Below are 24,923 nucleotides of genomic sequence, written 5' to 3' on the forward strand. Positions count from 1 at the left end.
CACCCCAACCCCAACCCCGCCACCGCTACGGCGTAGGCCCTACGCCACCTGCGCCGAAGCCTCCGCGCCGGCTCCCGTTCTCGCCCCCGATCCTGCCCCGGCCCCCGCCGCCACCTCGTTCAGCGGGATGCCCAGGTTGTCGCGCAGCGTCGTACCGCTGTACTCGGTACGCAGCGAACCGCGTTCCTGCAGCAACGGCACCACCTTGTCGACGAACTCGTCCAGGCCCGTCGGGGTCAGGTGCGAGCCGAGGATGAAGCCGTCCGAGCCGTCCTGTTGCACGAACGAGTCGATCCGCTCGGCGACTTGCTCCGGCGTACCGACGAACTCCGTACGGCCGAAGGCATGGATGGCCACCTCGCGCAGCGAGTACGAGTTGGCCTCGGCCAGCGCGCGCCATTCGGCGACCCGCCGGTGGGCGTCCTCGCCGATCCGGGCCCGACCGCGGATCACCGGCGGCCCGTCGAGGTCGGGGTCGATGTCGGGCAGCGGACCGTCCGGGTCGTAGCCGGACAGGTCGCGGTTCCAGACGCCTTCCAGCAGGATCTGCGCGGTACGCCCGGTGATCTGCCGCCGGGTGATGTCGCGGTGCCGCTCGATGGCGTCGGCCTCGGTGTCGCCCAGTACGAAGGACGCGGACGGCAGCAGCTTCACCGAACCGGCGGGTCGACCGAGACGAACCGCCCGGGCCTGGATGTCCCGGTAGAACGGCTGGGCCTCGTCGAGTCGGTGATAGGGCGAGAAGATCGCATCCGCGCCGCCGGCGGCGAAGTCGCGGCCCTGCGGCGAGACGCCCGCCTGCAGGATCACCGGGCGGCCCTGCGGGCTGCGCGGCACGTTGAAGCGGCCGGAGATGTCGAACTGCTCGCCGGTGAAGTCGAATTCGCCGGCCTTCGGGTCCCGCAGGAAGACCCCCGCGTCCCGGTCGGCGGCCACCGCGTCCGCCGCCCAGGAGTCCCACAGTTCACGGGCCGCGGCCAGGAACTCCCCGGCCCGGGCGTAGCGGTCGTTCCGGTCCAGGAACCCGCCGCGCCGGAAGTTGCCGCCGGTGAACGCGTCGAACGAGGTGACCACATTCCACCCGGCGCGACCTCCGGAGAGGTGGTCGAGCGAGCTCAACTGGCGGGCCAGTTCGTAGGGTTCGTTGAAGGTCGCGTTGACCGTACCGATCAGACCCAGGTGTTCGGTGACCGCGGCGAGTGCGCTGAGTACGGGCAGCGTGTCGGGGCGGCCGACGATGTCCTGGTCGAAGATGCGGCCCTGGCGTTCGCGCAGGGCCAGGCCCTCAGCGAGGAAGAAGAAGTCGAACAGGCCGCGTTCGGCGGTCTGCGCCACGTGGCGGAACGAGGCGAAGTCGATCTGACTGCCGGCCTCCGGATCGGACCATACGGTGTGGTGGTTCACGCCGCCGACATAGGCGCCGAGGATGATCTGCTTGCGGGGGCGGGAGGTGCTCGGGGTGCCCAGAGTGTTCGAGGTGTTGAACGTGCTGGAAGTGCTCGAAGTGCCGGAAGTGCCGGAAGTGCTCGAAGTGCTCATCGGGATAGGTCCCTTCGGACGATTGCCGGGACGGCGGCGGGTCGGGGATACGACGACAACGACGACGGGCCGCCGGTCACGACGCGACCGCCGTGGGCTTCGCGTAGCGGCTCGCGGGGCGCGGCAGGCCGAGCCGGGAGCGCAGCGAACCGGCCGCGTACTCGGTACGGAAGGCCCCACGTCGTTGCAGCTCCGGCACCAACTCCCGGGAAATCGCGTGCAGGTCGTGCGGGAGTGCGGCCGGGCGCAGCCGGTATCCGGTCAGCCCGGCCCGCTGCCAATCCTGGAGCAGGTCGGCGAGTTCGGCGGCGGTGCCGGTGAACACCAGGGCGTCGCTCGCGTATTCCGTCCCGTCCAGGTCGTCGAGGCGGGCCTTGCGGTCCCGGGCCGCCGCGGCGCTCTCGTCGAGGAAGACGACCACGTCGCCGAAGACGTGCACGGTCTCGGACTCCCGCCCGGCGTCGCGCTGTTCGGCCCGGATCTCGGTGACGATGGCAAGCGCGTCGTCGTGATCGCGCGGGGTCACATGGACGACGTCGGCCGAGCGGGCGCCGAGCCGGTACGGCACCGTGGCGTGGGCCAGTACGGTGACCAGCGGCTGGCCCTGCGGCGGGCGCGGCACGATCGACGGGCCGCGCACCCGGAACCTGGGCCCGACGAAGTCTACGTAGTGCACCTTTTCACGGTCGATGAACCGCTCGGTCGCCGCGTCCCGGATCTCCGCGTCGTCCTCCCAGCTGTCCCACAAGCGGCGCACCACCTCGACGAAGTCCTCGGCCTCGGCGAACAGTTCCGCGACGGCGGCGACCACCTCGGGCCGGTCGAAGTCCTCGACGGCGAACGGCGCGTGCTCGCGACGCCCGAAGTGCGGGTTCTCCGCCGGCCGCGACACCTGGGCCCGCCAACCCGCCCGGCCGAGGCTGACGTAGTCGAGGGTGGCGATCGCCTTGGAGACGTGGAACGGCTCGGTGTGGGTCACCGTCGCCGTCGGGATCAGCCCGATGTGCGCGGTCAGCGGCGCGACTCGGGAGGCGATCAGTACCGCGTCCAGGCGACCGCGGACCTGGTCGGTACGGGCGTCCGGGCCGTCGAATCGGGTGGACTGCGGGGCCAGGGAGTCCTCGATGGTGACGAAGTCGAGTAGGCCCGCTTCGGCCTCGGCCACCAGGTCGGTCCAATAGCGGGCGGTGAACAACTCGCCCGGCCGCGCGTCGGGTTCGCGCCAGGCGGCCGGATGCCAACCGGCACCGTCCAGGGCGACGGCGAGGTGCAATGGGGCGGCGGAGCGCGCAACGGGGGTCATCGGTGGGTCTCGCTTTCTGATCGACTTTTGCTTCGACGGGTTGCCGCGATGGAATGCGGCGATTCGTCTCGTGCCCGAACAGCGGGCACGAGGACGCTGGGCATGAGGACGCTGGGCATGAGGACGCTGGGCATGAGGGCATCGGGCACGACGGCGCCAGGCGACGGCACCGGACGGCTGTGGGCACGACGTGGCACGACGTGGCGCGACGCGGCGCGACGCGCGACGTGTCGCGACGTGGCGAGGAGCCGGCCTGCGAGCTGTCTGCCGGCCGACGAACGTACGGAATTTCAGGCCGAGTTCACCGGTTGAGGGCGTACGCGTGGCACCCGCGACACACACGACACCCGCGGCGGACCGGCCCGCCGGCCCGAGCGGCCGGAAGTATCGGTCAGGTCAGTGACACAGGGAGCCGGCGGAGCGGCGCAGATCGATGAACAACCGCCGGGTCAACCGCGCCCGGGGCGACGGCGCGCCGAATTCGCGGGCGGCCGAGACGGGCAGCGGCGCCCGGGTGTCGGCGTCCGGGACGGCGGGCGTGGCGGCGCGGCGGTCCGCCGGCTTCACACACCTGCTCATGTCATCGTCCCCTTGCCCGGGCCCGATGGGATGGGCCCTCGTTGCCACGCGAATGACGCGCGACCGTGTCCGCCCCCGGGGGCACCCATCGCGAAGGAGGGTTGCCGACCGACAAGCCGGGGGAACGTCGGCACTCGTGACACGCACTGCGGCGTCGACCGATATCGGCCGATGTCGCGACGCTAGCTCAGCCCGCCGGGTCTTGTCCATCGACCCGATCGGCGGCAACGGCCAACCCGACCAGGCACCTTGGCCACCGCGCAAGCCCTTTGACGGAGGCCGGGCAAACTCGTAACCTGCCGATCATGCAGGCTTGGATCCGGTTCGCGACCCGCAGGCACATCGACCTGCTGCGGGTGACCAGTGCCGCGTGTCCGCCCGCCCCGCGCGGCTGCGGCTGCCGCTGCGGCTGCCGCTCCTGAGTCGTCCCGCCGGCGCCGTCCGGAATCGGGTCACCGACCCGATGACCCGGCGCGCGAACGACCCTCCCGGCACGCGACGCACGCAATGCACGCGACACCACGAGACGCCCTGGATGCCATGGACGCCCGACGCGACAGAGCGGAGTGGATCGACGATGTCCCAAGCCCACGTGCCGATTACCGGTCGGCGGCGCCCATGACCGACGCACACGTCCTGGACAACGCGGCCTACACGTCCCTGACCGGCCCGCATGCCGCGCTGGCCGAGCGTCGTGGGCGGGTGGTGCGCTATCCCACCACCGTGTCCCCGTTCGCGGCGCTCCCCGAGGACGCCGGCCCGGCGGACTGGGCCGACCTCGCCGCACTCGCCGGCCCCGGCGCGGTCGTACCGCTGACCAACGGGGAGCACCTGCGCCTGCCCGAGTCGTGGGAGGTGGTGATGCGGATCCCCAGCGTGCAACTGCTCGGCGACGCCGTCACCGGCAGCCCCGACGACTCCCTGGTCCGGCTCGGCGCGGCCGACGTACCGGAGATGCTCGACCTGATCGCCCGCACCCAACCGGGCCCGTTCCGGCCCCGAACCGTCGAAATGGGTACCTACCTCGGCGTCCGCCACGGCGGGGCGCTGATCGCGATGGCCGGGGAACGGCTGCACCCGCCCGGCTGGACCGAGATCAGCGCGGTCTGCACCGACCCGGCCCGGCGCGGACTCGGCCTGGCCGGCCGCCTGGTCCGGGCCCTGGTCGCCGGAATCAGGGACCGCGGCGAGACACCGTTCCTGCACGCGTCGGCCGAGAACGTCACCGCGATCCGCCTCTACGAATCCCTCGGGTTCCAACTGCGCCGCAACCCGACCTTCCTCGCCGTACGCGTCCCGGCTGCCCGCACGGAAGCGGAAGCACAAGCGCAAGGGCAAGCGCACACACGAGGCCAAGCACGAGTGCAAACACCAGCGGCAACCGAGGTGAAGGTGGACGCGGAACTGCGCGTACCCACCGGGTAGGGGCCCACCGAAACCCAGCCAAGACCCCACCCCGCCGCAGTACCTCACCTCACCCCGACGGCGTCTCCGCCGCAGTGGCGTCCCGATCCGCCCGGTCCGCCGCCTTCTCCGCCTCGGCGACACTGCTCGCCAGGGCCGAGGGCAGGTCGTCCGGAACGGCCCGGGTCGCGGCCGGCGCCGAGCCGTTGCCGGCGCCGCCGCTGTGGTCGGATCCGCCACACGCGCCCAACGACCCGCCGAGCGCCAGGACGGCGACCAGGGCCGCGCCGGCCCGGCGATGCCGCGCACCCATCGCCGCGCCGCCGATCACTTCTTCGCGGCCGACGGCTGTGTGTCGCACCATGTCTTGACGTTCGCCAGGTCCGTCTTGCGCTGCTGCAGCTCCGGCAACAGGCGCTGACGAGTCGTCAACACGTCGTTCAGATAAGCCTTCACCGCCGGTCGGTTCGACTTCTCCGCCTGGGCGATCCGGGCCTGGAGGTGCGCGATCGAGCCGTTGACCTTGGCGTCGCCGCTCAGTCGCGCAATCGACTTGGTCAGACGGGTGTCGATGGTGGGGATTCGCTTGCAGATGGCCGGCTTGTGCTTGGCACCGGCGGGCCGGGCACCCGCCTGGGCGGCGGGGGCCGAGATCAGCGCGCCGAGCGTGGTGACGGCCGCGAGGGCGCCGACCGTGGCCAGGCGTTTGGACGCGCGCGTGCGCAGGGTGGTGGTACGGCGAGACATGGTCGATCTCCCGAGTTCACGGTTCACCACCCCACTTCGGGGTGGCGTGCCGCCGACGGTAGATCCCACTTCTGTGGGGTTCTTGTGGGCCACGTGTGGACTTCTTGTGAAGCAACCAACTAAGCAACCAGCCAACCAACCAACCGAACCCCGAGCCAAATCACCCACCCGCACCCCTTACCCCTCACCCCACCCGGGTCGACCGTGTTCTCGTATAGCTGCCGCCACCCGTCATGTAGCAAAACGTGATGGCCCTGGGGTGCGGTTCAGCGCTTCCCGTCCCGTTGAGACCGGTGATCGCCACGCTGTGGAGATCCAAGTTGGTTGACGCGCGGAGGCATGGGTGCGGCAGGTATGGGAGCCATAGGACCTGATCGAGGTCTGGACGCTTCTTGAGGACGAAGTGGTGCGGCTGCGAAACAAGACTGGGGCGAATCGGCTGGGCTTCGCCCTGATGCTCAAGTTCTTCGAGGTCGAGGCGTGGTTCCCTGAGAATGCGGGAGAAGTTCCGGCGCCTGCCGTGGCGTACGTGGCCCAGCAGGTGAAGGTACCGGCCGAGGAGTGGGCCGCGTACGACTGGCAGGGCAGGGCGATCACCCGGCACCGCACGGAGATTCGTACGGCTTTCGGGTTCCGCGCGGGTACCGAGGAGGACCGGGAGCGGCTCGCGGGTAGCTGGCCGCCGAGCTCTGCCCGGTAGAGCTCTCGCGTGAGCGCCTCATGGCAGCGGTCGCGGCCCGGTGCCGCCGTACGACACATCAAGACTGTCGAAGATCACAGCCGCACATCCCCCCGTGGCACCAGCCACCCTGAGCAGTGACGCTCGACGGGTGACCCCTGCCGCAACGCCCTGCCCTTCCGAAGCTTCGTTGTGCCGCCAGTCTGACACCGGGGTGTGACAGGGAGGGTTGTGGGAGGCCCGCAACCTGGGGTTACCGACGAAATGGGCCGCCCCAGATCTCGCCTCGCCCTGCGCATCCACGACGGTGCGTTCTCCGCGATGGATCTCACCGCTCGCCACCCGCGCACCGGAGAACTTCTGTCACGTCAAGTTCATGGTGCAGACCCTCGCCGCCGCCGGCGAACTCCAGCGTGACCTCCAACGCGAGCTGACGTACGACGGGCTGCGGGCAGCCGAGGCCAAGGGCAACAAGGGCGGGCGCCGCCCGGCTGTTCCGGCCGGGCAGACCGAGGCCGTGCGCACCGCGTACCTGGAAGGTGAGTCCATCGCCGCCCTCGCCCGCAATCACGACGTCAGCCGCGGCGCCATCCGCACCGCCGTCGCGGATCTGCTGCCCGAGTACACGGTCGTCGACGCGGGCACCCCGGCCCCGGAGTTGTCGGTGGTCCTCGATATGCCGGGGAAGGTGGCCGACTTCCTGCGCGCCGCCGCCCTGGCTCCGGTCGAGCGCGTCGTGCTCGAGCAGGGCGTGACCGTACGGGGCGGCCAGGGCTACACCTTGCGCATTACGGCTGTGCCCGCGATCCGCCGCCGACTCCTCGACCTCTGCCAGGCCCTCGACGGCGCTGCGGCGGTCCCGGCTCAGCGCAAGGCCCGCCGCGAGTACGAGAACCGCGTCAACCTGCACACCCCCACCACAGATCTCGGGAGTCAGTCACGCTCCGCTACGTGACGGGTGACGGCAGCTATAAGGGAAGAGCGCCGGGTCAGCCAATCGTGCCGAATCTCCCGGGTCTCCCCCGTCCGCACCGGCAACAACACCTCCACCCGCGTCCCGCTCCCACCCGGCGGCGTCCCCACCACCACCCGCCCCAGATGCAGGGCCACCTGCTGCGCCACCAGCGTCAGCCCCAACCCCGCCCCGGGACTGTCCGGCCCGCGTCGGAAACGCTCGAAGACCGCCTCCCGCCGCTCCTCCGGGATCCCGGGGCCGGCGTCGTCCACCCATACCCGAGCCCCACGAGCCCCGTCCACCCCCGTCTCGACGCCGATCCGGATCGAGGCCGGCTCCCCCGGTCCGTGCCCATGGACGAGCGCGTTGCCGATCAGGTTGTCCAGCACCAGCCGCAACCCGGCCCGCAGCCCGTCCACCTGCACGTCCTCCGGCGCGGCGACCACGATCTCCGCCTCCGGATGCCGCAGCCGCGCATCGTGGGCCGCCGCATGCGCCAACTCCGCCACATCCACCCGCTCGAACGCCTGCTCGTCGGCCAGGTCCCCCTGCGCCAGCGCCCGCAGCGACGCCAACAGCGACAACATCCGCTCGTGACCCGCCGTCAGATCGGCCAGGATCTCGGCCCGTTCGACCGGCGACAGGTCGGGATAGGCCGCCAGGACGTCCAGATCGGTACGCATCCCGGTGAGCGGCCCGCGTAGTTCGTGGTCCACCGTCGCGGCGAACGCGCGGGCCGTGTCCAGTGCCTCCCGGGTCCGCGCGCTCTGCGCGTCGTAGCGGTCCAGGACGTCGGCCAGGGTACGACCCAACTCGTCCACCTCGGCCACGCCCGAGGGCACGTGTACGTCCGGGCGCGCCGCGTCGTCCGGTTCGATCGCCGCCGCCCGCCGGCGCAGTGCCCGCAACGACCGGGTCGCGGTGGTGGCCACGACCAGCCCGGCCAGCGCCGAGATCGGTACGGCGAATGCCGCGACCACGACCACCCGCCGACGCAGCAGCGCGGTCCGGGCCTCGGTCTCGGCGGTCGGCTGGAAGACGCGCAGTGTGGCGGTGCCCGCGCCGCGCATCGAGCCGAGCGGCCGGGTGACCATGCGCCACGCCCTCCCGCCCGCATGCACCGTGACCGGGCCGGTGTGCCGGGCCTCGGGCAACGCCACGTCGAAGGGCGGTTGCGGCCCGGCGGATACCGGTCCGCCGGGCAGCTCCACCCGTACGCCGACGTCGAGCGCGCCGTCGAGCAGCTTGTTCTCCCGGACCCGGACCGCACTCTCCCGATCGTTCGCCACGGCGCGTACCAACGCCCGTGCGTCGGGGGCGAGTCGGTCGGCCCGTTGGCGCAGGGTCAGATCCTGACGGTGGGTCACATCGGCGGTGACCCATCCGACGACCAGTCCTCCGGCGGCGACGACCAGCAGCGGTACGAGGACGGCGACGGCCAGCGCGATCCGGGTGGACAGCCGCATCGCGAACCGCCGGCGCAACTTCGCGACGACCCCGCAGGCCGCCGTCGTCGGTGTCATCGCGGGCCGGCCGCGGGCACCCGCAGTACGAAGCCGACCCCGCGCACCGTATGCACCAGACGCGGCCGACCTCCCGCCTCCAACTTCCGGCGCAGGTAGCTGACGAAGGTGTCGACCACATCGGTCCGTACCTCGAAGTCGTAGCCCCAGACCCGGGCCAACAGCTGATCGCGGGTCAGCACCAACCCCGCATTGCGGACGAAGACGTCGAGCAACGCGAACTCACGTGCCGTCAGGTTCACCACCTCGCCCTGATGGGTGGCCAGATGTGCGGCGGCGTCCAGGATCAGCGGCCCGGCACGCACCACCGGCTCCCCCGTCGCGACCGGCGGCCGGCGGCGCAGCAGTGCCCGCAGCCGCAGTTCCAGCTCGCGCAGGTCGAACGGTTTGACCAGGTAGTCGTCCGCGCCCGATTCCAACCCGGTGATCCGATCGGCCGTCTCGTCCCGGGCGGACAACATCAGGATCGGCGTCTCCACGCCGCGTTCGCGCAACATCGCGCAGACCTCGATGCCGGACAGTCCGGGCATCGCCACGTCCAGGACGATCGCCTGGGGTGGATGCGGCGCGGGTCGTTCGGGGGTGCCGGCGGCGGTGAGCGCGGCCGCCCCGTCGGAGGCCAACTGCACCTGGTAACCGGCCAGTCGCAGACCGCGTTCGAGCGCGCGACGGATGGCGGGGTCGTCGTCGACGACGAGCAGGCGCGGCCGTGGTCCGGCGTCGCCGTCCCGTCGTGCGCCGTCGATTCCTGGGGTCGTGGTCATCGTGTGCCGTCCCGCGTTCGCTGTTCGCTCGGAGGTGGGGAGACGAAGTGGGGAAACTCAGAGGTGGGGAGACTCTATGTCGCCCGGCGCGCTGCGGTACGGCCGGCCGCCTCGCGCCCGCGCCGGCGCCGGCGCGTACCGGGGGGACTGCGGCCGAACCGGGTTCAGGCCGCGACCGCCGCCGCCGTGTCGAGGAGTTCGCGGACCGACCCGGGGAAGTCCGGGAGCAGGGTGAGCGCGACCACCCACGCGTCCGCACGATCGCCCAGGGTGTCGCGGGTCGCCCGCGCGGTCGCGGTGCGAACCCGTTCCAGGGCGGCGGGGGTGGCGTGGGCGAAGAGGGCCAGCGCGCGGTGCGCGGGCTCGCCCTGGCCGAGGATGGTCGCGGTGGACAGTTGGTGCCACTCGTGCGCGTTGCGTACCACGTCGTTCACCGGCCCCGGCGGCAGGAAGCGCAAGCGCCGGAGCACCCGCGCCAGTTCCTCGGGAGTCGCCTTCGCGCGCGGCGGCAGGCGCAGCCGGTCGAGGGATTCCGCCACGCCCTGGGGGAACTCCGGTGGGCAGTCCGGCTCATCGGTCAGGGCGCGGATCATCTCGAAGGTCAGTCGGTCCTCGGCGTGCGCGTGCCGGATCGCCGCCCAGTCCAGCGGTCCGCGTGGCGACGCAAGCAGCAACCCCACGCGGGAGGCGTTGTAGTCACCGGCCCGAGCGGCCCGGAGGCGCTCGATCAGCACCGGCGTACTGCTCAGGTAGTCGAGCGCGGCCAGCAGCGACGCGCGGTCCGTAGGGGCGTCGAGGGCCCGGTTCAGCACCGGATCCGGCTTCCACCGGTGCCACCACAACCGGCGAAGCGCCGCGTCCGTCCGGGCCGCCGCGTCCGCCGCAATCTGCGGCCCGGCCAGATCCAGCAGCCGCAGACATCCTCGCAGCAGCACGGCGTGCGCACCGAGATCGTTCACCTCGGGGTCCAGCAGGGTCAGGGCCGCCACGACCACGCCGGGATCGTCGTGTTCGACCGCCGCGCCGACGCACCGCTGCAGCGGGAAGCCCGGGGCCGTGTGCGCGTTGTACCAACCGGTCTGGTCCAGCAGTTCGGCGGCCGGCACCAGGCGCATCGCGCGCACCCGAACCTCCCGCGAAGCCCGTACGTGCCGGAACAACCGCGCCGCGGTCGCCGGATCGGCGGTGTCGGCGGCAAGGCGGACCAGCAGGTCGGGCCCGGCCTCGGGATGTCCGGCCAGTGCGGCGGTCTCGGCCGGATTGCCGCGCCGCAGCACGCTTTCGAGCAGCACACCCTTGGGCAACGACACGGTGCCGACCAACAGCGCCTGCCGGGCCGATGCACCCAACCGCTCCAGCACCGGCTCCACCAGGTGCGCGGGCGCGATCTCCAACAGGAAGGCCATCGGGTTCATCATCCCAACCACCCGCCCCTCAGCCCCCGTTCACCGTGATCTTCGTCAACGCACCCTCCGGCATCCCGCACTTCGTCAGGATCGCCAGGTACTCACCGCTCGCCGCCACCCCCTCCAACGCCTGCTTGACCGCATCGCGCAACCGCTGATCGGTCTTCCGCACCGCGATGCCGTAGGGCGCGGTCTCGATCTGCCCGTTCACCAACTCCAGTGCGCCCTGCGAGGCCGCCGCCGCACGCGCGCTGATCGGGTAGTCGAACAGGCCCGCGTCCATCGCACCCTTCCGGATCTGAATCGTGGCCTCGGCCAAGGTGGCGAACGAGGTGATCCTCAGCGCACCGGCGGCCCCGCATCGGGTGCTCGCCCTGGCCGCCAACTCCTCCTGGACGGTGCCGCGTTGGGTCGCCACCCGGCACCCGCACAGCTCGGCCAGGGAGCGGATTCCGCGCGGATTGCCCTTGGGCACCAGGATCGCCGTACCCGCGCTGAAGTAGTCGACGAAGTCGACCTGGGCCTGCCGGGCCTTCGTATCCGCCATCGAGGACATGACCAGGTCGACCGAGCCGCTCGACAGCGCGGACAGCAGCCCGCTGAAGGGCATGCTGCGCAGCGTCATTCCGATGCCCAGTTGCTTGCCGATCGCCACGGCCAGGTCGGCGGTCATGCCGACGATCCTGCCGTCGCCGAGGAGGAACTCGTTGGGCGGGTAGCTCGCGTCCAGGCCGACCACGATGGCCCCGGCGCTCCGGTACTTGTCGGGCAGGGCGGCCGAACCGCCTGATGATTGCGGGACGTTCGGGGCCGACCCCGTCCCGGCCGGCGGCTTCGGACTCGAATTCGCGCCCGCCGACGCCGGGTTCGCGGTGCCGCCACCGTCCCGGGTGAGCAGGTACGTCGTCCCGCCCACCGCCGCAGCCGCCACCACTGCCCCGCCGATCAACAACCGCCGCCGCCCGATCCCCGGCTGCGCCGGCGGCAGCGGTGCCCCCTCCGGAACCGGCACCGGGCCGGGCAGCACGGGCGGGCCCGGCGTCACGGGCAGGCCAGGCATCGCGGGCGGCGGCATCGCAGGCAGGGTCGGCTGCACAGGCGGCCCCGACATCGCGCGCGGGCCCGGCATCGCAGGCGAGCCGGGAGCGTACCCGGGCCTCGGCGGCAGCCCCGGCACGACCGTGACCGTCGACGGCTGCTCCGACACCGACGCCCGCTTGGACAGCGTGACCGCGTCCCCGGAGTCCCGAGCCGCCCCGGAGTCCCCCGTCCGCGCACCGTCCGCCCCCACTCCGTCGGCCTCGCCCACCCGCCGCCGAACCAGCGCCGAGTGCGCCGCCGGCAGCCAGTCGTCCACCGCCGCCCGCGCCGGCGTGTCCAACATCGCGAGGATCCGTGCCGGCGTGGGCCGCTCGGCCGGATCCCGGCGCAGACAGGCCGCCGCCACCGGCCGCAACCCCTCCGGGACCTCGTCCAGTCGCGGGTCCTGATACACCACCCGGAACAACAGCTGCGCCGCGTCGCCCGCGCCGAACGGCGAAGTCCCGGTCGTCGCGTACGCGATCACCAGCCCGACCCCGAACACATCGGCGGCCGGCCCGACTTCGTCCCCCTTCGCCTGCTCCGGCGACAGGAATCCCGGCGAGCCGACCAGATGTCCGGTCTGCGTCAAGGCCGTCACGTCCGCCGCCGGCATCCGGGCGATCCCGAAGTCGATCACCCGGGGGCCGTCCGCGGCCAACAGCACATTGGACGGCTTCAGATCACGGTGGACCAGGCCGACCGCGTGGATCGCCGCCAACGACTCGGCCAGTCCGGCCGCGAGCAGTCGTGCGCTCGACTCGGGCAGCGGTCCGTGCGCCGCCACGGCCTGGGTCAGCGACGGGCCCGCGATGTACTCCGTGGCCAACCACGGCGTCTGGGCATCGGCGTCCGCGTCGACGAAGGCCGCCGTCCAGAACCCGCCGATCCGGCGCATCGCCGCGATCTCCGCCGCGAACCGTCGGCGAAACCGCGGATCCGCCGCCAGTTCCGCGTGCACCGTCTTGACCGCGACCAGCCGCCCACCGGGCGAGCGAGCCAGGAACACCTGTCCCATGCCACCCGCACCCAGTCGGCCGAGCACCGCGAACGATCCGATCCATGGCGGATCCTCGGCCCCGATCGGCTCCATCACTACCCCCGCGCTCGGCTCATCGCTCCTTCGAACGCCTCACCGTACGCGATCCGCACCGAGCATCCGCCCGGCGCGCCCCGCCGCCCCTTTCCTGCGCCACCACCGCCACCTCCGCCACCTCCGCCACCATCCGGCGCATGCGAGAGCCGCTTCGGGGGTGGCCGAAGCGGCTCCTGCTCGGGCGGTTGCGGGGTATGTCGAGGCGACGACGACCCGCGGCCCGTTCCTGGGCGCCCTCGTCAGGGCGACGGCGTGGCCGGGCAGACCGGCACGCCGGGCAATCGGTCCTCGGGCGAGACGAGGTAGATGTTGGTGAGATAGCCGCCGTACTGCGGCAGATAGGCCCACCATTTGTTGGTGTACGGCGGCACGGTGACCTGCTCGCCCGCCACCTGGCAGCCCACCGACACCTCCACGCCGGCGGGCAGGGTGGTCAGCACGGCGGACCCGGTCGACGGGCCGGTTCGGACGTGGACCCCCGTGCCCCACGTACCGAACCGGTCGCCGGGTGCCCGCACCGCGCCGGGGACGTTCAGCGCCCGGGTCAGCCGAGTCACGTCGGTGTACGCCTTCCCGTATGTCGTCCCCATCGGGTGCAGGGTCAGCACCGCCACGATCGAGCGGTCGCCCGCGCCGACCGTGCCGGTGGTATGCAGTGCCGGGCGGTCCAGATCCAGGCCGTCCGGTGTCGTTCCCCCGCCGGGCGGGACATCCGTGGACTCGCTGCCCGCGGTGCCGCACCCCCCGGAGGCGAATCCCGACCAGCCCTGCTTGACCGCCCACGGACGGTCGAACGCGGCCGGGATGCCGAAGTGTTGATCGAACGTGTCGCTCGCGCAGCGGGTGGACTGCCGCAGATTGCCCAGTACGAAGTCGCGCACCGGCGCGGGTGCGGCATCGAGCAGGTAGCGGTAGATCCGGACCACGTCGGCGGCGGACAGCGCGGTGTAGCCCCAGAAGTTCGCGTCGTCCGGCGGGCTCGTGTCGACCAGCCGCAGGCGCGCGACCATACGATCGACCACCGCGCTCGACCCGGCCCGGGACCAGAACAGGCCGGCCGCGTCGTCGTCGCTGCTGCGCAACATGCTTTGCAACAACGGGAGATCCGACGCCGGGATCGGGTACGCGGGGCCGCGATCCCACAGGTAGTCGAGCACGATCAGCAGCTTGACCACCGATGCCGAGCGGAACCGCCGGTCGGCGTCGAGCTGTTCGGTGAAGGTGCCGGTCTGCCGGTCGAACACGGCGACCCCGGCGCTGACTCCGGCCGGTACGTCGACGGCCGAGAGCTGCCGGTGCATCCGTGCGGGTGGTCCGGTGGCCGCCGACGCGCTGCCCGTGAGGCCCGCCGCGAACACCGCGAACACCACGAGCACCCCAACCAGCACGGTCGCGAGCAGCGGCCGGCCCGGCGGGCGGGCACCGCGTACGGCGGCGGGTCCGCTGCGAATCCCCACGATCCGTTCCCCTTGCCTGTAACGAAGCGGCTTTCGGTGCTTCGTACGCTAGGCGCAGGCCGGCGGAAACGGTCCCTGACACGTGTCAGGGAGGGTGCGGTGCGGGTGGTGTGATGTGCCGCTACCGGGCGGCGGGCGTCGTGGCGGGGCCTGCCGACTGTGGTGGTCGGCCCGAGTACTCCGCCAGGTAGCGCAGCACGGTGTCCACGTGTGCCTGGACGCGTGGCGGTACACCCTTGGCTTCCAGGATCGCCCGGTCGCTGGTGCGGTAGCCGGCGGCGACCAGGGCCGGGATGTCCTGGCGCAGGCCCTCCTGCTTGAACCGCTGAGCCAGCCAGCACACGTACGCCGCCATGGTCGCGATCGCGTCCGGCGGCGACATGTAGTCCTTGGTGCCGTCGTGATCGCCGTCCACGGCCCAGGCGTTGAACACCGACGGGGTCCACATCGCGATGCCGTACTCGTCGCGCTCGGGCCGCGCGGCCTTGGCGTCGAACCCGCTCTCCGCCTTGATCATCGCGGCCAGCAACACCGGCGTGACCTCCGCCTCGGTGCAACGCTGGGCGCCCTCGGTGATGATCGGCCGCAGTGCCGCCGGCACATCGGAGCCGGCGGGTATCTCGCCGTCGGCAAGCGCCGCGGGCACTGCGGGTGCACCGCCGGTACCCGCACCCCGACCCGGGCCCGGCGAGGTCGGCGGCGTCGGCGTTGCGCCGACCCGCGCGCCGTCGGCGCGTCCGTCGTCGCCCGTCGGCAGCGCCAGTCCGAGGCCGGTGCCGAGGCCGGCGAGCACCAGTCCGGCCGCGACGAGTACGGTCGCCCGGCGCCGCCGCCGGGGCCGCGTGGCGGTGGTCAGCGCGCGCACCCGCTCGGCCAGTTCGGCGGCGGTCACCCGGGCCCGGGATTCGTGGTCGGAGGCCAGGCACTCGCTGATCAGTCGCCGCCAGGCCTCCGGTACCCGGTCGTCCAGGCGCAGCGGGGTGACGCCCCGGGCGTAGGACTGCGCGGCCAGGGCGCGGGCTCGCGCGGTGGAGCCGACGAAGGGGTGCAGTCCGCCGGTCGACACCTGGTGGGCGAGCACCCCGAAGGCCCAGATGTCCGCCGTCGGCCGGATCACCGTGCCGCGTTCCCCGGTGCGCTCGGACCACCACTCGGGCGGTACGTGGTCGAGCGAGCCCAGGGGTGGGATGTACGCGTGTGTCCCGTCCAGTTCGGCGGTGAGGCCGAAGTCGGCGAGCCAGACGTCCCCGTCCTCGGTGAGCAGCGTATTGGCCGGTTTCAGGTCGCCGTGCACCCTGCCGTGCGTGTGCATGTGTGCCAGTCCGGCGGTGACCCCGCGCAGGATCCCCGGCGCGCCGGGCACTGCGGCGCCGGGTTCGGCGGCGTCGAGGAGGTCTTGGAGGCTGCGTGCCGCGCGGTCCATCACCAGGCCGACGATGCCGTGCAGTTCGGGATGCTCGGGGTCGTCGACGGTGGCCGCGGCGTGTGTGCGGACCAGGTTGGGGTGGTCGGCCGTGCGGCTGAAGTGCACCTCGCGGCGCACCAGTTCGTCCATCGTGGTGCGCTGTCCGGGGGTGAGCAGGTCGGTCCGCAGGAACTTGACCGCGGCGGCGGATCCGTCGCTTGTGCGCTCGGCGGCGTACACACTGCCCCAACTGCCGGACCCGATCGGCTCGGTCACCCGCCAATCCGCGATCACCAGGCCCCGGGGGACGTCGAGTGGGGGCGGCGGCGGAAGGTCGGTCATCCTCGGTGTGCCTGCTTCCTTCGAAGGGTCGGGTCCGGGTGGGCCGCGCTCAGCCGGCGCGGTCGCCCGGCGGCGGCAGCAGGTTCAGGTGCTCGACGCGGACCAGGTCGAACCGCAGGGCCAGGGCCACGAGTTGCTCGCGCTTTTGTCCGGTGCGGCCGGCCTCGTCGGCGGATCCGCCGCGCAGTCGCAGCTTGGTCGACGCGAGGTAGTCGACGTGATAGTTGATCGCCGATCGGCTCAGCTCCCGGCAACCGGCCAACGGCCGCAGCCGGTCGAGTACTTCGCCGACCCCCGGGGCGGCGGAGTCGACGGCGCCGCGCAGCCGGGGCTCGCACAGCGCGAGCAGGACCAGGAAGTACTTCGACGTCGGATCGAGGGCGAACGGGCTGGTCGTCCCTTCCCCGCCGGATGGCCCCGGTTCCCGGTCCAGGTAGGCGTGTTGCGGCGCGAACACCTTGAACGACACGTCGCCGTCGGCGACCGGCAGCACCAGCCGGGAGAACTCGAACGGCACCGGCGCGCCGAGCCGACCGGGCGCGACCTTGAGGTATTCCCCCGCACCCTCGAGGTTTTCCACCACGTAGGTGGCGGTGCGGCTGAAGTTCGACAACCGCCAATAGTCCTCGGCCGCCGTGAGCCGCCCGGCCCGCCGGGAGACCCCCGGGTCGGGCAATACGATCGGCACCGGCAGATCGGGCGCGCCCCGCCCGAAGTCGGCGGTCTGCCCGGGGCCCATCGCCAACACGTGGGGTTTCGCGCCCGGAGCCCCGCGTGCTGCCGGCCCCGCGTCCGGTAACTGCACGATCACCGTGTCCACCATGAACCCCCGTACCCCGACGTGCCAGCAGGATAACGCTACGCGACATCGGCGGTCGGATTCCGCGCCGGAGAATCGGGGGCTTGCCGGTCGGGGCCCGTCCGGGGCGCGAGCCTCGTCGGTCGGGGGCCGAGGCTGTCCAAAAGGTGTTGCAGATCGCCGACTTCCGCATCGCGGGCGACCCACGATGGAGGCAAGGACGGCGGCGAGGACGGCGGCGAGGACGGCGGCGTCCTTGCCGATCGTCGCCGCCGCCGGGAAATCGATTGTCCTGCCGTCGCCGGGTCGGGGCAGGATGGGGTGGCCGCCTACGGCGTCCTCGGATCCCCTCCCCCTTACGGAGTCGCACACGTGCATACCGCCGCTGACCTGGGCGCGCTGCTCGACCATCTCGGTGCCGTCGACGCGGTCGCGTTGTCGGCCCGGTTGCCGGCGGGTGTGCGGCGGGACGTGTTGGCCGAGGGGTTGCCCGTCGGGCCGGAGGTTCGGCGGGCGGTCGTCGAGTGGGTGGTCGCGCACGGGGCCGGCGAGGATCGGCGGGCGTTGCTCGGTGGGCCCGAGCCGGAGGCGGAGGCGGACGTGTTGGCGGCACTCGCGGACGTGGCCGATCCCGGGCTGCGGACTGCCGTATACCTGCATCCCGATGCCTCGGCGACGCTGCGACGGCAAATGCTCGCGGGTGGTCCCGGGGCACTGCCGGTGCCGGACGAGTTGCGCACGGTGCTGCTGGGCGCGCGGTCGCGGCAGTTGCTCGGGCCGGCGTGCGGCGCGGCGGATCCGGAGCTCGCGGCACATGCGGCCCGGGTGGTGCGCGGTCCGCGGCGGCAACCACCACCACAGGCGCCGGACGAGGTGTATGCGTGGTTGCGCGGCCTGTTCGCCGCCATGCCGGCGGACTTCCCCGGCACCTTCCCCGAACTCCTCGCCACCGCGGCGGCGGCGACCGACACGTGGCCCTCGACCCCCACGATCCGTGCGGGGGTTCCCGCGTGGATTCCCTGATGCTTCGGCTTCCCGCGCGGTGCCAGACTCCGGGTGCAGGACGACAGGCAAGGTATCCGCGAATTGCCGGAGGGGCGGTCGCTCACCGCAACCTCGGCTCTGAGCAAGGGAGTTCACTGGTGGAGACGAAGCGGACCGGACGGCAGCGGATCGGGCGGGTGTGTAGGGTCGCGGCAATCACGGTGGCCGGGGTGACGGCCGCGTTGGCACTGGCCGCGGGGCCGGCGGCGGCGGGGGAGCACGGGAAGTTCGGTGGGTTCGGGGGCGGTTCCGGGGGTGGTGGCGGCGCCAGTGGTAGCTGGTAGCGGTCCCGGGGCCGGGGCAGCGCCGTGGATACCCACCACACGCCGCACGTTCGGGTGGCACAGGTCGGCGAAGGCGGCGAGGTCGGTTCGGATGCCGCTGCCGTGCGGTTCTCGGTGCTGGGCCTGATCGGCATCGCCGATCGTGCCCAGACCGTCGTGTTCCGTCCGTCCAAGCCGGTTTCCCTGTTGGCCGCACTGCTGCTGTATCCCAATCAGGCGCTCTCCGTCGAGTTCCTCCAGCACGCGGTGTGGGAGGGGGCCGCGTCGGCGACCGCCAAGGCCACGCTGCAGACGTATGTGTTGCGGCTGCGCCGGCTCTTCCGCAAATTCGGGGTCAGCGACAACCTGATCGAGACCGTACCCGGCGGCTATCGTTTCCCGGCGAGCGCCGCCTCCCTGGACCTGTTGGAATTTCGCGAACTGGTCCGGGGCGCGACCGGGCACGCCGACCCCGACGAAGAACTCCGCCGTCTGCACGCCGCGTTGGCGTTGTGGCAGGGGGCTCCCCTGGCGAACGTGCAGTCCGCGACCCTGCATCGGGACGCGGTTCCCCGGCTCGAGGAGGAATGGCTGCGGGCCGCCGAACGATGTTTCGACCTCCATCTGGAACTGGGCCGACACCGGGACCTGGCCGTCGAGTTGCGCGCGGCCACCCAGGCCCACCCGGGCCACGAACGTTTCCGCGAACAACTGATGGAGGCGTTGTACCGGTCCGGCCGACAGGCCGACGCGCTCGCCGAGTATCGCAGCGTCAAGGGCTACCTGCGCGAGGAGTTGGGCGTCTTTCCCGGCTCCGCGCTACAGCGCCTGGAGACGACCATCCTGCGCGGTGAGCAACTCGAACCCCGCACGGGCGCACCGGCGGCATACGCGACCCGCCCCGATCGGGCCGCGCCACCGCCGGGCGTCCGGGCGGCCCGGCCCGAACGCCGGGACGACGACCCCGCGACACCGGTTCCCGTACCGATCCCGCCCGATCTGCCGAACTTCGTCGGGCGGGACGAGGAAGTCCGCCTGCTGGTCGAGCAGTTGACCGGCGAGCGGTCGGGGCCGATGGTGGCCGTCGTCTCGGGGCCGCCGGGCATCGGAAAGACGGCGCTCGCGGTGCACGTGGCGCATCTGGTCCGGGCGCACTTCCCAGGCGGACAGTGGTTTCTGTCGCTGTCGGATGCGGAGGCCGGCCCGAGCCCGGGAGGGGGCGCGAGCGCCGCACCGATGATCGTGGGCACCCGGAATCTGGTGGTCGTGGACGACGTACACGATGCGCGCGGGCTGGCCGCGCTGCTCCCCACCGACCCGCACAGCGCCGCCCTGGTGACCTGCCGGACCGGGCTGAGCGAACTGCTGATCACCCGCGGCGGCTGGGCGGTTCGGCTCGACGCCCTGCCGCCGCCCGATTCCCACCGCCTGCTGACCACTGTCCTGGGCGCCCGCCGGATCGCGGCCGACCCCGAGGCGGCCCACGAACTCGCGGAACTGTGCGGGCACTTCCCGATCGCGCTGCGGATCGTCGCCTCCCGGCTGCTCACCGGACGGCGACAGACCCTGTCCGGTCTGGTCGAGGAGGTCCGGGCCGACCCGGTGCGCGGCCTCACCCTGGGCGCCGACCGGCAGGTGTCGGTGTTCGCGCTGCTCGACGAGTTCCTGACCGGGCTCGACCACACGGTCGCCGACGCCTTCGTTCGGATCGGCGCATCGACCCTGGCGACCTTCTCGCCGAGGGAGTGCGCCGAGCGGCTCGACTGCCCGCTCGAGGAGGCCGAACACCTCCTGGAGGCCCTGCTCGACGCCGGCTTGGTGGAGAGCCACGCGGGCGAGGAGTACCGGGTCAACACCCTGCTGCGCGGGTTCGCCCGCGCGGCTTCCGGGCGCCGGCCCGCGCTCCTGCCCTGAACCGGCACCACCCGTTTCGCCGGCCCCACCGCCCCACTTCCCCGAACACCCCACCGCCCACTGCCCACTGCCCCGCCGGTCCGGAGCCACGCCGGTCCGGTGCCCGGTCCTGTTTCCACATGCCATAGCGAGTTGGATGGGTGACCTCTGATGGCTGATTCCTACCCGTCGGTGGCGGACTGCCGCCCCCGTGTCAAGCACGACGTGCTGTTCGTCCAGACCCCCACCGGGGTGCTGTTCCACGACGCGCGGGGCGGCTTCCAGCTGTCCGCGAAGCCGGCCTACCGGCTCGCGTGTCTGATCGTGCCGTACCTGGACGGCCGGCGTACGGTCGCGCAGATCTGCGCGGGCCTGGACGAGGACCGCCGGGACATGGTCGCCGACCTGGTCTCCGCGCTGCTGGAACGCGGCTACGCCCGCGACGCCGCACCGGCCGAGGCCGCCGCCGGCGAACCCGACTGCACTCCCGCCGAGGCGGAGCGGTTCGCCGCCCAGCTCGGCTACATCGCGCACTACGTCGACGGCGCCGAGCAGCGCTTCGCCAGGTTCCGGCGCACCCGGGTGGCCGTGCTCGGCGGCGATCTGGTGGCCCGCTGGTGCGCCCTGGGCCTGATCCGCAACGGCAGCGCGGTGGTCGGCGTCCAGGACCGCATCCGCCGCCCGGAGAACCGCTTCGCCGAGGTGACCGACGAGATCCGCGACCTGGCCGCCGCCGACTGCCCGGCCGAACTGGTCGAACTCCCGGACACCGACCGCCCGTCGACGTGGGCGCAGCTCGCCGGCTTCGACGTCGTGGTGGCCTGCGTCGACGCGCTCGGCCCGCGCCGCCTGCTCGACCTGGTCGAGGCGGGCGTCCCCGAGGGGGTCGCTCTGCTCCCGGCGGTCACGATCGGCGAGCGGGTGCTGGTCGGGCCGTTCATGTCCGAGGAGCGGACCGGGTGTTGGATCTGCGCCGTACTGCGCCTGGGCGCCAACGACGCGCCCGGGGTCGCCGCGCAGGTGTGGAGCCGGCTGGCGGTACCGGCCGCCGGGCCCGGCACCGGCCCCAGTCGGCATCTGGCCGCGATGCTCGGCAACCTGATGGCGTACGAGGTCTTCCGCCGGCTCACCGGCGCACTGCCCCCGGAGACCGCCGGCCGGGTGATCACCCAGGACCTCGCCTCGATGGACGTGTCCACCGAGGTGTTGGCCGCGCACCCGGCCTGCCCGGTCTGCCGCACCGACGACGCGGCTCGGACCGGGCCGGGCGCGGAGACCGACCCCCTGGCCGGCGTACAACCCCTCCCGGCGCCGGTCGCCGAGGCGGCCGACGCCGAGGACGCGAGCGCCGTGGTCGACGAACTGGCCGCCGTCTCCGCGCTGGTGGCCCCGACGATGGGGGTGTTCACCCGGTTCGACGACGACCCGCTGACCCAGATGCCGCTCAAGGTGGGCCGCGTGGTCCTCGGCCTGGGCGACACCTGCCGGCGCACCGTCACCGCGTTCGACGTGCACCACACCGCCGGCGCCCGGCTGCGCGCGGTGTATCGCGCCGCCGAGGTGTACGCCGAGCATGTCGCCCGCACCCCCGGCCCGGCCCACCGCGAGCTGCCCCGGATCGCCCCGAACCGCATCGACACCGACAGCGGCACCGGCGCGTCCCCGGCCGACGTGGGCACCTGGGTGGCAGCGACCTCGCTGGTGTCCGGCGAGCGCTACGCCGTACCCGCCGGCGCCGTGCGCGGGTTCGGTACGGACAACCTGCACCGCCTCTTCGCCGCGACGTCCGCCGGCACCGGCGCGGGCCGCAACGCCGCCGAGGCACTGGACCGCGGCGCCCTCGGCGCGCTCGCGTACTGCGCACTCACCACGGCCGTCGCCGGCGCGGGTACGGTCGGCGCGGTTCCTCCGGACGAGCTCGACGAGGACCCCGAACTGCGGTTCCTGCTGCGCACCGCGGCCAACCTCGAACTGGACGTGGAACTGCTGCACCTGGCCGCGCCCGACCCGGCCGTGCCGGTGTTCCTGGCCCGCACCGTCGAGGGCGCGGAGGAGACGCCGCTGTGGGCGATCGGCGCGCACCTGAGCCGACGCCGGGCCGCCTCGGACGCGCTGCGCGATCTCCTCGGCCACGCCCAGTTGCGCCGGGACCGGGCGCACGAGGGCGAGGTGGATCCGGGTGATCCGCTGCTGCCCGCGCTGGATCCGTACGCGCTGGCCATCGACACCGAGGCCAAGGCCGACCTGGGCGCGGTGGCCGCGTGGGCGCCGGTCCTGGACGGGCTGCGCGAACGCGGCCGGGACGTCCTCGCGATCCGGACCGCCTCGGCCGATCTGCGGGTCGCCGGCATCACCACCGTGCGGGTCCTGCTCGCCGATCGGGCCTGAGGCACCACGATGAAAACCCTCACCGGCCCCGAACGACCACCCACCAAGGCCACCCCGACGGCCGACCCCGCCGAGCCATGGGCACTCGCGTGCGCCGAACTGCGCGAGCGCATCCATGCCGGCCTGGCGACCGGCCGGTGGGGCACCGGGGCCGGCTCCGCCGCGCCCACCGCCCCCGCCGGGGCGACCGAGGCGTCCGGGCCGACCGGAGCCACCCGCACCGCCGGCTCCGCCGCGTCCACCACCTGCACCGGGCCGACCAGCGCGACCAGGGCAAGCGGGCCGACCACTGCCCCCGAAGTCACCCGCGCCGTCGGCCTCGTCGCGCCGGCCGAGCCGGCCAAGTCCACTCGCCCCGCCGGCTCCGCCGCCCCCGTCCGGTGCGACGTCCGCTTCGACGTCCGGGTCACCGCGCTGGGCGTCCGCAACGAACTGGCCGTCACGGCCGAGGACTTCGGGCTCCCCGAGCACTGGTCCGTGCCCGTCCACCTCGACGGCGCCGCCGCCATCGTCGGCCCGATCCGGCCGCCCGGCCGGATCCGCCAGGCGTGTGCCCGTTGCCTGGCCCGCCGCTGGCAGTTGCTCCGGCACGAGTTGGTCCGCGACGCGCTCGAACTGGGCGACGGCGTACGGGCGGTGGGCGAGCCGGCGGTGACCGCGTTCGGCGCCGACGCCGTGGCCGCGCTGGTCGCCGCCCATGTGGCCGGCCGACTGGCACACGGCTACCCCGAGGACGCGCGCCATCCGTACGTATATCGCGTCGACCTGACCGATCTGACGGTGCATCGGGTGCGCCTGATGGCCGACGCCGAATGCCCCTCCTGTGGGATCCCCCGCACCGACGACCCGGCCGCCGTGCCAGCCGCCCTTGGCCGCTCGCCGCGCCGCGCGCCCGGGGAGTTCCGGCAACGCGCCCTGGCCGACTACGACCTGCCCGAGGACGCCCTGGTCAATCCCGTATGCGGGGTCCTCGGCGCCGGCACCCGGGCGGATCCGAGCCTGCCCACCACCTCGGCCGTCCTGGGCAGTACCACCGACCGGGTCGGCGACGTCCTGCACGAGATCAACTGGGGTGGGCACGCCGACAGTTACGCGGACAGCCGCCGAATCGGCCTCTTCGAGGGGTTGGAACGCCACGCGGGCGCCCGCCCCCGAGACCGCCGCCCGGCCGTGATCGCCGCCCTGGACACGCTCACCGCGCACGGCCGGCCGGCGCTCGACCCGCGCGCCTGCGGCCTGTACTCGGCGAGCTACCACGCGCACGCCCCCGGGGCCCCACGCTTCGACCCCGCCGCACCCATCCCGTGGGTATGGGGGTATTCGTTGCGACACCGACAACCGCTGCTGGTCCCGCAGATCCTCAGCTACTACCACTCGGTCCCCGCCGATCAGCGCTTCGTCCAGGAGTGCTCCAGCGGTTGTGCGTCCGGCGGTTCGCTCACCGAGGCCGCCCTGTTCGGCCTGTTGGAACTCGTCGAACGCGACGCGTTCCTGCTCGCCTGGCACGGCCGGGTCGCCCTCCCCGAGATCGATCCGCAAACCAGCACCCGGCCGCGCACCCGGGCGATGGTGGACCGGCTCGCGCTGTACGGCTACCGCGCCCGGTTCTTCGACACCCGGATCAGCTTCCCGATCCCGGTGATCACCGGTGTCGCGGTCCGCACCACCGGCGGCCTCGGCGCGGTGTGCTTCGGCGCGGGGGCGGGCTTCGATCCCGAGGACGCGCTCGGCGGCGCCCTGGTCGAGATCGCCACCGACGCGCTGCGGTTGCGTGCCCGGACCGCGTGGGACGAGCCCCGACTGCGGGCGCTGAGCCGGGACTTCGGCCTGGTCCGCAAGCTGCACGACCATCCGATGCTCTACGGGCTCCCGGACATGCTCCGCCACACCGGCTTCCTGCTCGACGGCCCGCCTAGCGCGCCTCGTCCGCTCGCCGACCTCGCCCCGGCGGCCGGTCCCGCGCGCACCGCCGATCTGGCGGACGTACTGGCACACGCGGTCGACCTGCTGTCCGGGGCGGACTTCGACCCGATCGTGGTCGACCAGACCGGCCCCGAGCAGCGCCGCCTCGGCCTGCATACGGCGAGCGTGATCGTGCCGGGCCTGTTGCCCATCGACTTCGGGTGGCACCGGCAGCGCGCCCGGCACCTGCCCAGGACCCGAACCGCGCTGCGCGAGGCCGGACTTCGGGACACCGATCTCGACCCGGCGGACCTCAACCCGGCGCCGCACCCGTTCCCCTGACGCCCGATCACCC

At 72.9% G+C, this 24,923-nt stretch carries 20 protein-coding genes and 1 riboswitch; of the genes, 8 read left to right on the forward strand and 12 right to left on the reverse strand.

All coding sequences use genetic code 11. From position 1 onward, the window contains the following. Positions 1 to 39: 39 nt before the first annotated feature. The 3 genes from ABIA38_RS07380 to ABIA38_RS07390 form a co-directional block, all read right to left on the reverse strand. The gene (locus tag ABIA38_RS07380; RefSeq protein WP_424637633.1) at positions 40 to 1,539 is read right to left on the reverse strand and encodes an NtaA/DmoA family FMN-dependent monooxygenase; all 1,500 of its coding nucleotides are present in this window, start codon (positions 1,537 to 1,539) and stop codon (positions 40 to 42) included. Between the two features lie 76 nt (positions 1,540 to 1,615). Continuing rightward, the gene (locus ABIA38_RS07385; protein ID WP_424637634.1) at positions 1,616 to 2,842 is read right to left on the reverse strand and encodes an LLM class flavin-dependent oxidoreductase; all 1,227 of its coding nucleotides are present in this window, start codon (positions 2,840 to 2,842) and stop codon (positions 1,616 to 1,618) included. Positions 2,843 to 3,238: 396 nt separating this feature from the next. Next, on the reverse strand, positions 3,239 to 3,421 hold the full coding sequence (locus ABIA38_RS07390) for a hypothetical protein (RefSeq protein WP_424637635.1): 183 nt from the start codon (positions 3,419 to 3,421) through the stop codon (positions 3,239 to 3,241). Between the two features lie 33 nt (positions 3,422 to 3,454). Beyond that, positions 3,455 to 3,563, reverse strand: a riboswitch (SAM riboswitch). A gap of 163 nt (positions 3,564 to 3,726) precedes the next feature. Here ABIA38_RS07390 and ABIA38_RS07395 point away from each other — a divergent pair. Together ABIA38_RS07395 and ABIA38_RS07400 are read left to right on the forward strand one after the other, a co-directional pair. Continuing rightward, positions 3,727 to 3,843, forward strand: coding sequence for a putative leader peptide (locus tag ABIA38_RS07395; RefSeq protein ID WP_424637636.1), 117 nt, complete (start codon positions 3,727 to 3,729; stop codon positions 3,841 to 3,843). 196 nt (positions 3,844 to 4,039) lie between these two features. Further along, positions 4,040 to 4,846: a GNAT family N-acetyltransferase gene (locus ABIA38_RS07400; RefSeq protein WP_424637637.1), complete on the forward strand. Its 807-nt coding sequence runs from the start codon at positions 4,040 to 4,042 to the stop codon at positions 4,844 to 4,846. A gap of 49 nt (positions 4,847 to 4,895) precedes the next feature. On the opposite strand, the gene ABIA38_RS07405 is transcribed toward ABIA38_RS07400, so the two are convergent. Further along, positions 4,896 to 5,189 carry a hypothetical protein gene (locus ABIA38_RS07405; RefSeq protein WP_424637638.1) on the reverse strand — a complete coding sequence of 98 codons (294 nt, stop codon included), beginning with the start codon at positions 5,187 to 5,189 and terminating at the stop codon, positions 4,896 to 4,898. After that, the gene (locus ABIA38_RS07410) at positions 5,153 to 5,572 is read right to left on the reverse strand and encodes a hypothetical protein (RefSeq protein WP_424637639.1); all 420 of its coding nucleotides are present in this window, start codon (positions 5,570 to 5,572) and stop codon (positions 5,153 to 5,155) included. Before ABIA38_RS07410 ends, ABIA38_RS07405 begins: the two co-directional genes overlap by 37 nt. Before the next feature lie 373 nt (positions 5,573 to 5,945). Here ABIA38_RS07410 and ABIA38_RS07415 point away from each other — a divergent pair, with 373 nt between their 5' ends. After that, on the forward strand, positions 5,946 to 6,272 hold the full coding sequence (locus ABIA38_RS07415) for a DUF4158 domain-containing protein (protein WP_424637844.1): 327 nt from the start codon (positions 5,946 to 5,948) through the stop codon (positions 6,270 to 6,272). A 355-nt stretch (positions 6,273 to 6,627) separates the two neighbouring features. Continuing rightward, the gene (locus tag ABIA38_RS07420; RefSeq protein ID WP_424637640.1) at positions 6,628 to 7,206 is read left to right on the forward strand and encodes a hypothetical protein; all 579 of its coding nucleotides are present in this window, start codon (positions 6,628 to 6,630) and stop codon (positions 7,204 to 7,206) included. Here the strand turns inward: ABIA38_RS07420 and ABIA38_RS07425 are convergent. The 7 genes from ABIA38_RS07425 to ABIA38_RS07455 all read right to left on the reverse strand — a co-directional run bounded on the left by ABIA38_RS07425 (position 7,185) and on the right by ABIA38_RS07455 (position 17,099). Beyond that, positions 7,185 to 8,729, reverse strand: coding sequence for a sensor histidine kinase (locus tag ABIA38_RS07425; RefSeq protein WP_424637641.1), 1,545 nt, complete (start codon positions 8,727 to 8,729; stop codon positions 7,185 to 7,187). The two genes, ABIA38_RS07420 and ABIA38_RS07425, sit on opposite strands and share 22 nt — an antisense overlap. Beyond that, a complete protein-coding gene (locus ABIA38_RS07430) occupies positions 8,726 to 9,493 on the reverse strand; it encodes a response regulator transcription factor (RefSeq protein ID WP_424637642.1) in 768 nt (255 codons plus the stop codon). Before ABIA38_RS07430 ends, ABIA38_RS07425 begins: the two co-directional genes overlap by 4 nt. Before the next feature lie 164 nt (positions 9,494 to 9,657). After that, the gene (locus ABIA38_RS07435; protein ID WP_424637643.1) at positions 9,658 to 10,899 is read right to left on the reverse strand and encodes a hypothetical protein; all 1,242 of its coding nucleotides are present in this window, start codon (positions 10,897 to 10,899) and stop codon (positions 9,658 to 9,660) included. Positions 10,900 to 10,927: 28 nt separating this feature from the next. Then, positions 10,928 to 13,072, reverse strand: coding sequence for a protein kinase domain-containing protein (locus tag ABIA38_RS07440; protein WP_424637644.1), 2,145 nt, complete (start codon positions 13,070 to 13,072; stop codon positions 10,928 to 10,930). A 242-nt stretch (positions 13,073 to 13,314) separates the two neighbouring features. After that, positions 13,315 to 14,463: a hypothetical protein gene (locus ABIA38_RS07445; protein WP_424637845.1), complete on the reverse strand. Its 1,149-nt coding sequence runs from the start codon at positions 14,461 to 14,463 to the stop codon at positions 13,315 to 13,317. 190 nt (positions 14,464 to 14,653) lie between these two features. Beyond that, positions 14,654 to 16,279 (reverse strand): serine/threonine-protein kinase, encoded by a 1,626-nt coding sequence (locus ABIA38_RS07450; RefSeq protein WP_424637645.1) that lies wholly within the window; start codon positions 16,277 to 16,279, stop codon positions 14,654 to 14,656. A 49-nt stretch (positions 16,280 to 16,328) separates the two neighbouring features. After that, positions 16,329 to 17,099, reverse strand: a complete 771-nt coding sequence (locus ABIA38_RS07455; RefSeq protein WP_424637846.1) for a serine/threonine protein kinase — start codon at positions 17,097 to 17,099, stop codon at positions 16,329 to 16,331. A 351-nt stretch (positions 17,100 to 17,450) separates the two neighbouring features. On the opposite strand from ABIA38_RS07455, the gene ABIA38_RS07460 reads away from it, so the two are divergent. From ABIA38_RS07460 to ABIA38_RS07475, 4 genes are all read left to right on the forward strand, one after another. Further along, the gene (locus tag ABIA38_RS07460; RefSeq protein WP_424637646.1) at positions 17,451 to 18,101 is read left to right on the forward strand and encodes a hypothetical protein; all 651 of its coding nucleotides are present in this window, start codon (positions 17,451 to 17,453) and stop codon (positions 18,099 to 18,101) included. A 329-nt stretch (positions 18,102 to 18,430) separates the two neighbouring features. After that, positions 18,431 to 20,299, forward strand: coding sequence for a BTAD domain-containing putative transcriptional regulator (locus ABIA38_RS07465; protein WP_424637647.1), 1,869 nt, complete (start codon positions 18,431 to 18,433; stop codon positions 20,297 to 20,299). A gap of 150 nt (positions 20,300 to 20,449) precedes the next feature. Continuing rightward, positions 20,450 to 22,666, forward strand: coding sequence for a TOMM precursor leader peptide-binding protein (locus ABIA38_RS07470; protein WP_424637648.1), 2,217 nt, complete (start codon positions 20,450 to 20,452; stop codon positions 22,664 to 22,666). A 9-nt stretch (positions 22,667 to 22,675) separates the two neighbouring features. Further along, positions 22,676 to 24,910 (forward strand): TOMM precursor leader peptide-binding protein, encoded by a 2,235-nt coding sequence (locus ABIA38_RS07475; protein WP_424637649.1) that lies wholly within the window; start codon positions 22,676 to 22,678, stop codon positions 24,908 to 24,910. Positions 24,911 to 24,923: the final 13 nt, after the last annotated feature.

Source organism: Embleya sp. AB8 (genome assembly GCF_049739465.1).
Lineage (GTDB): Bacteria > Actinomycetota > Actinomycetes > Streptomycetales > Streptomycetaceae > Embleya.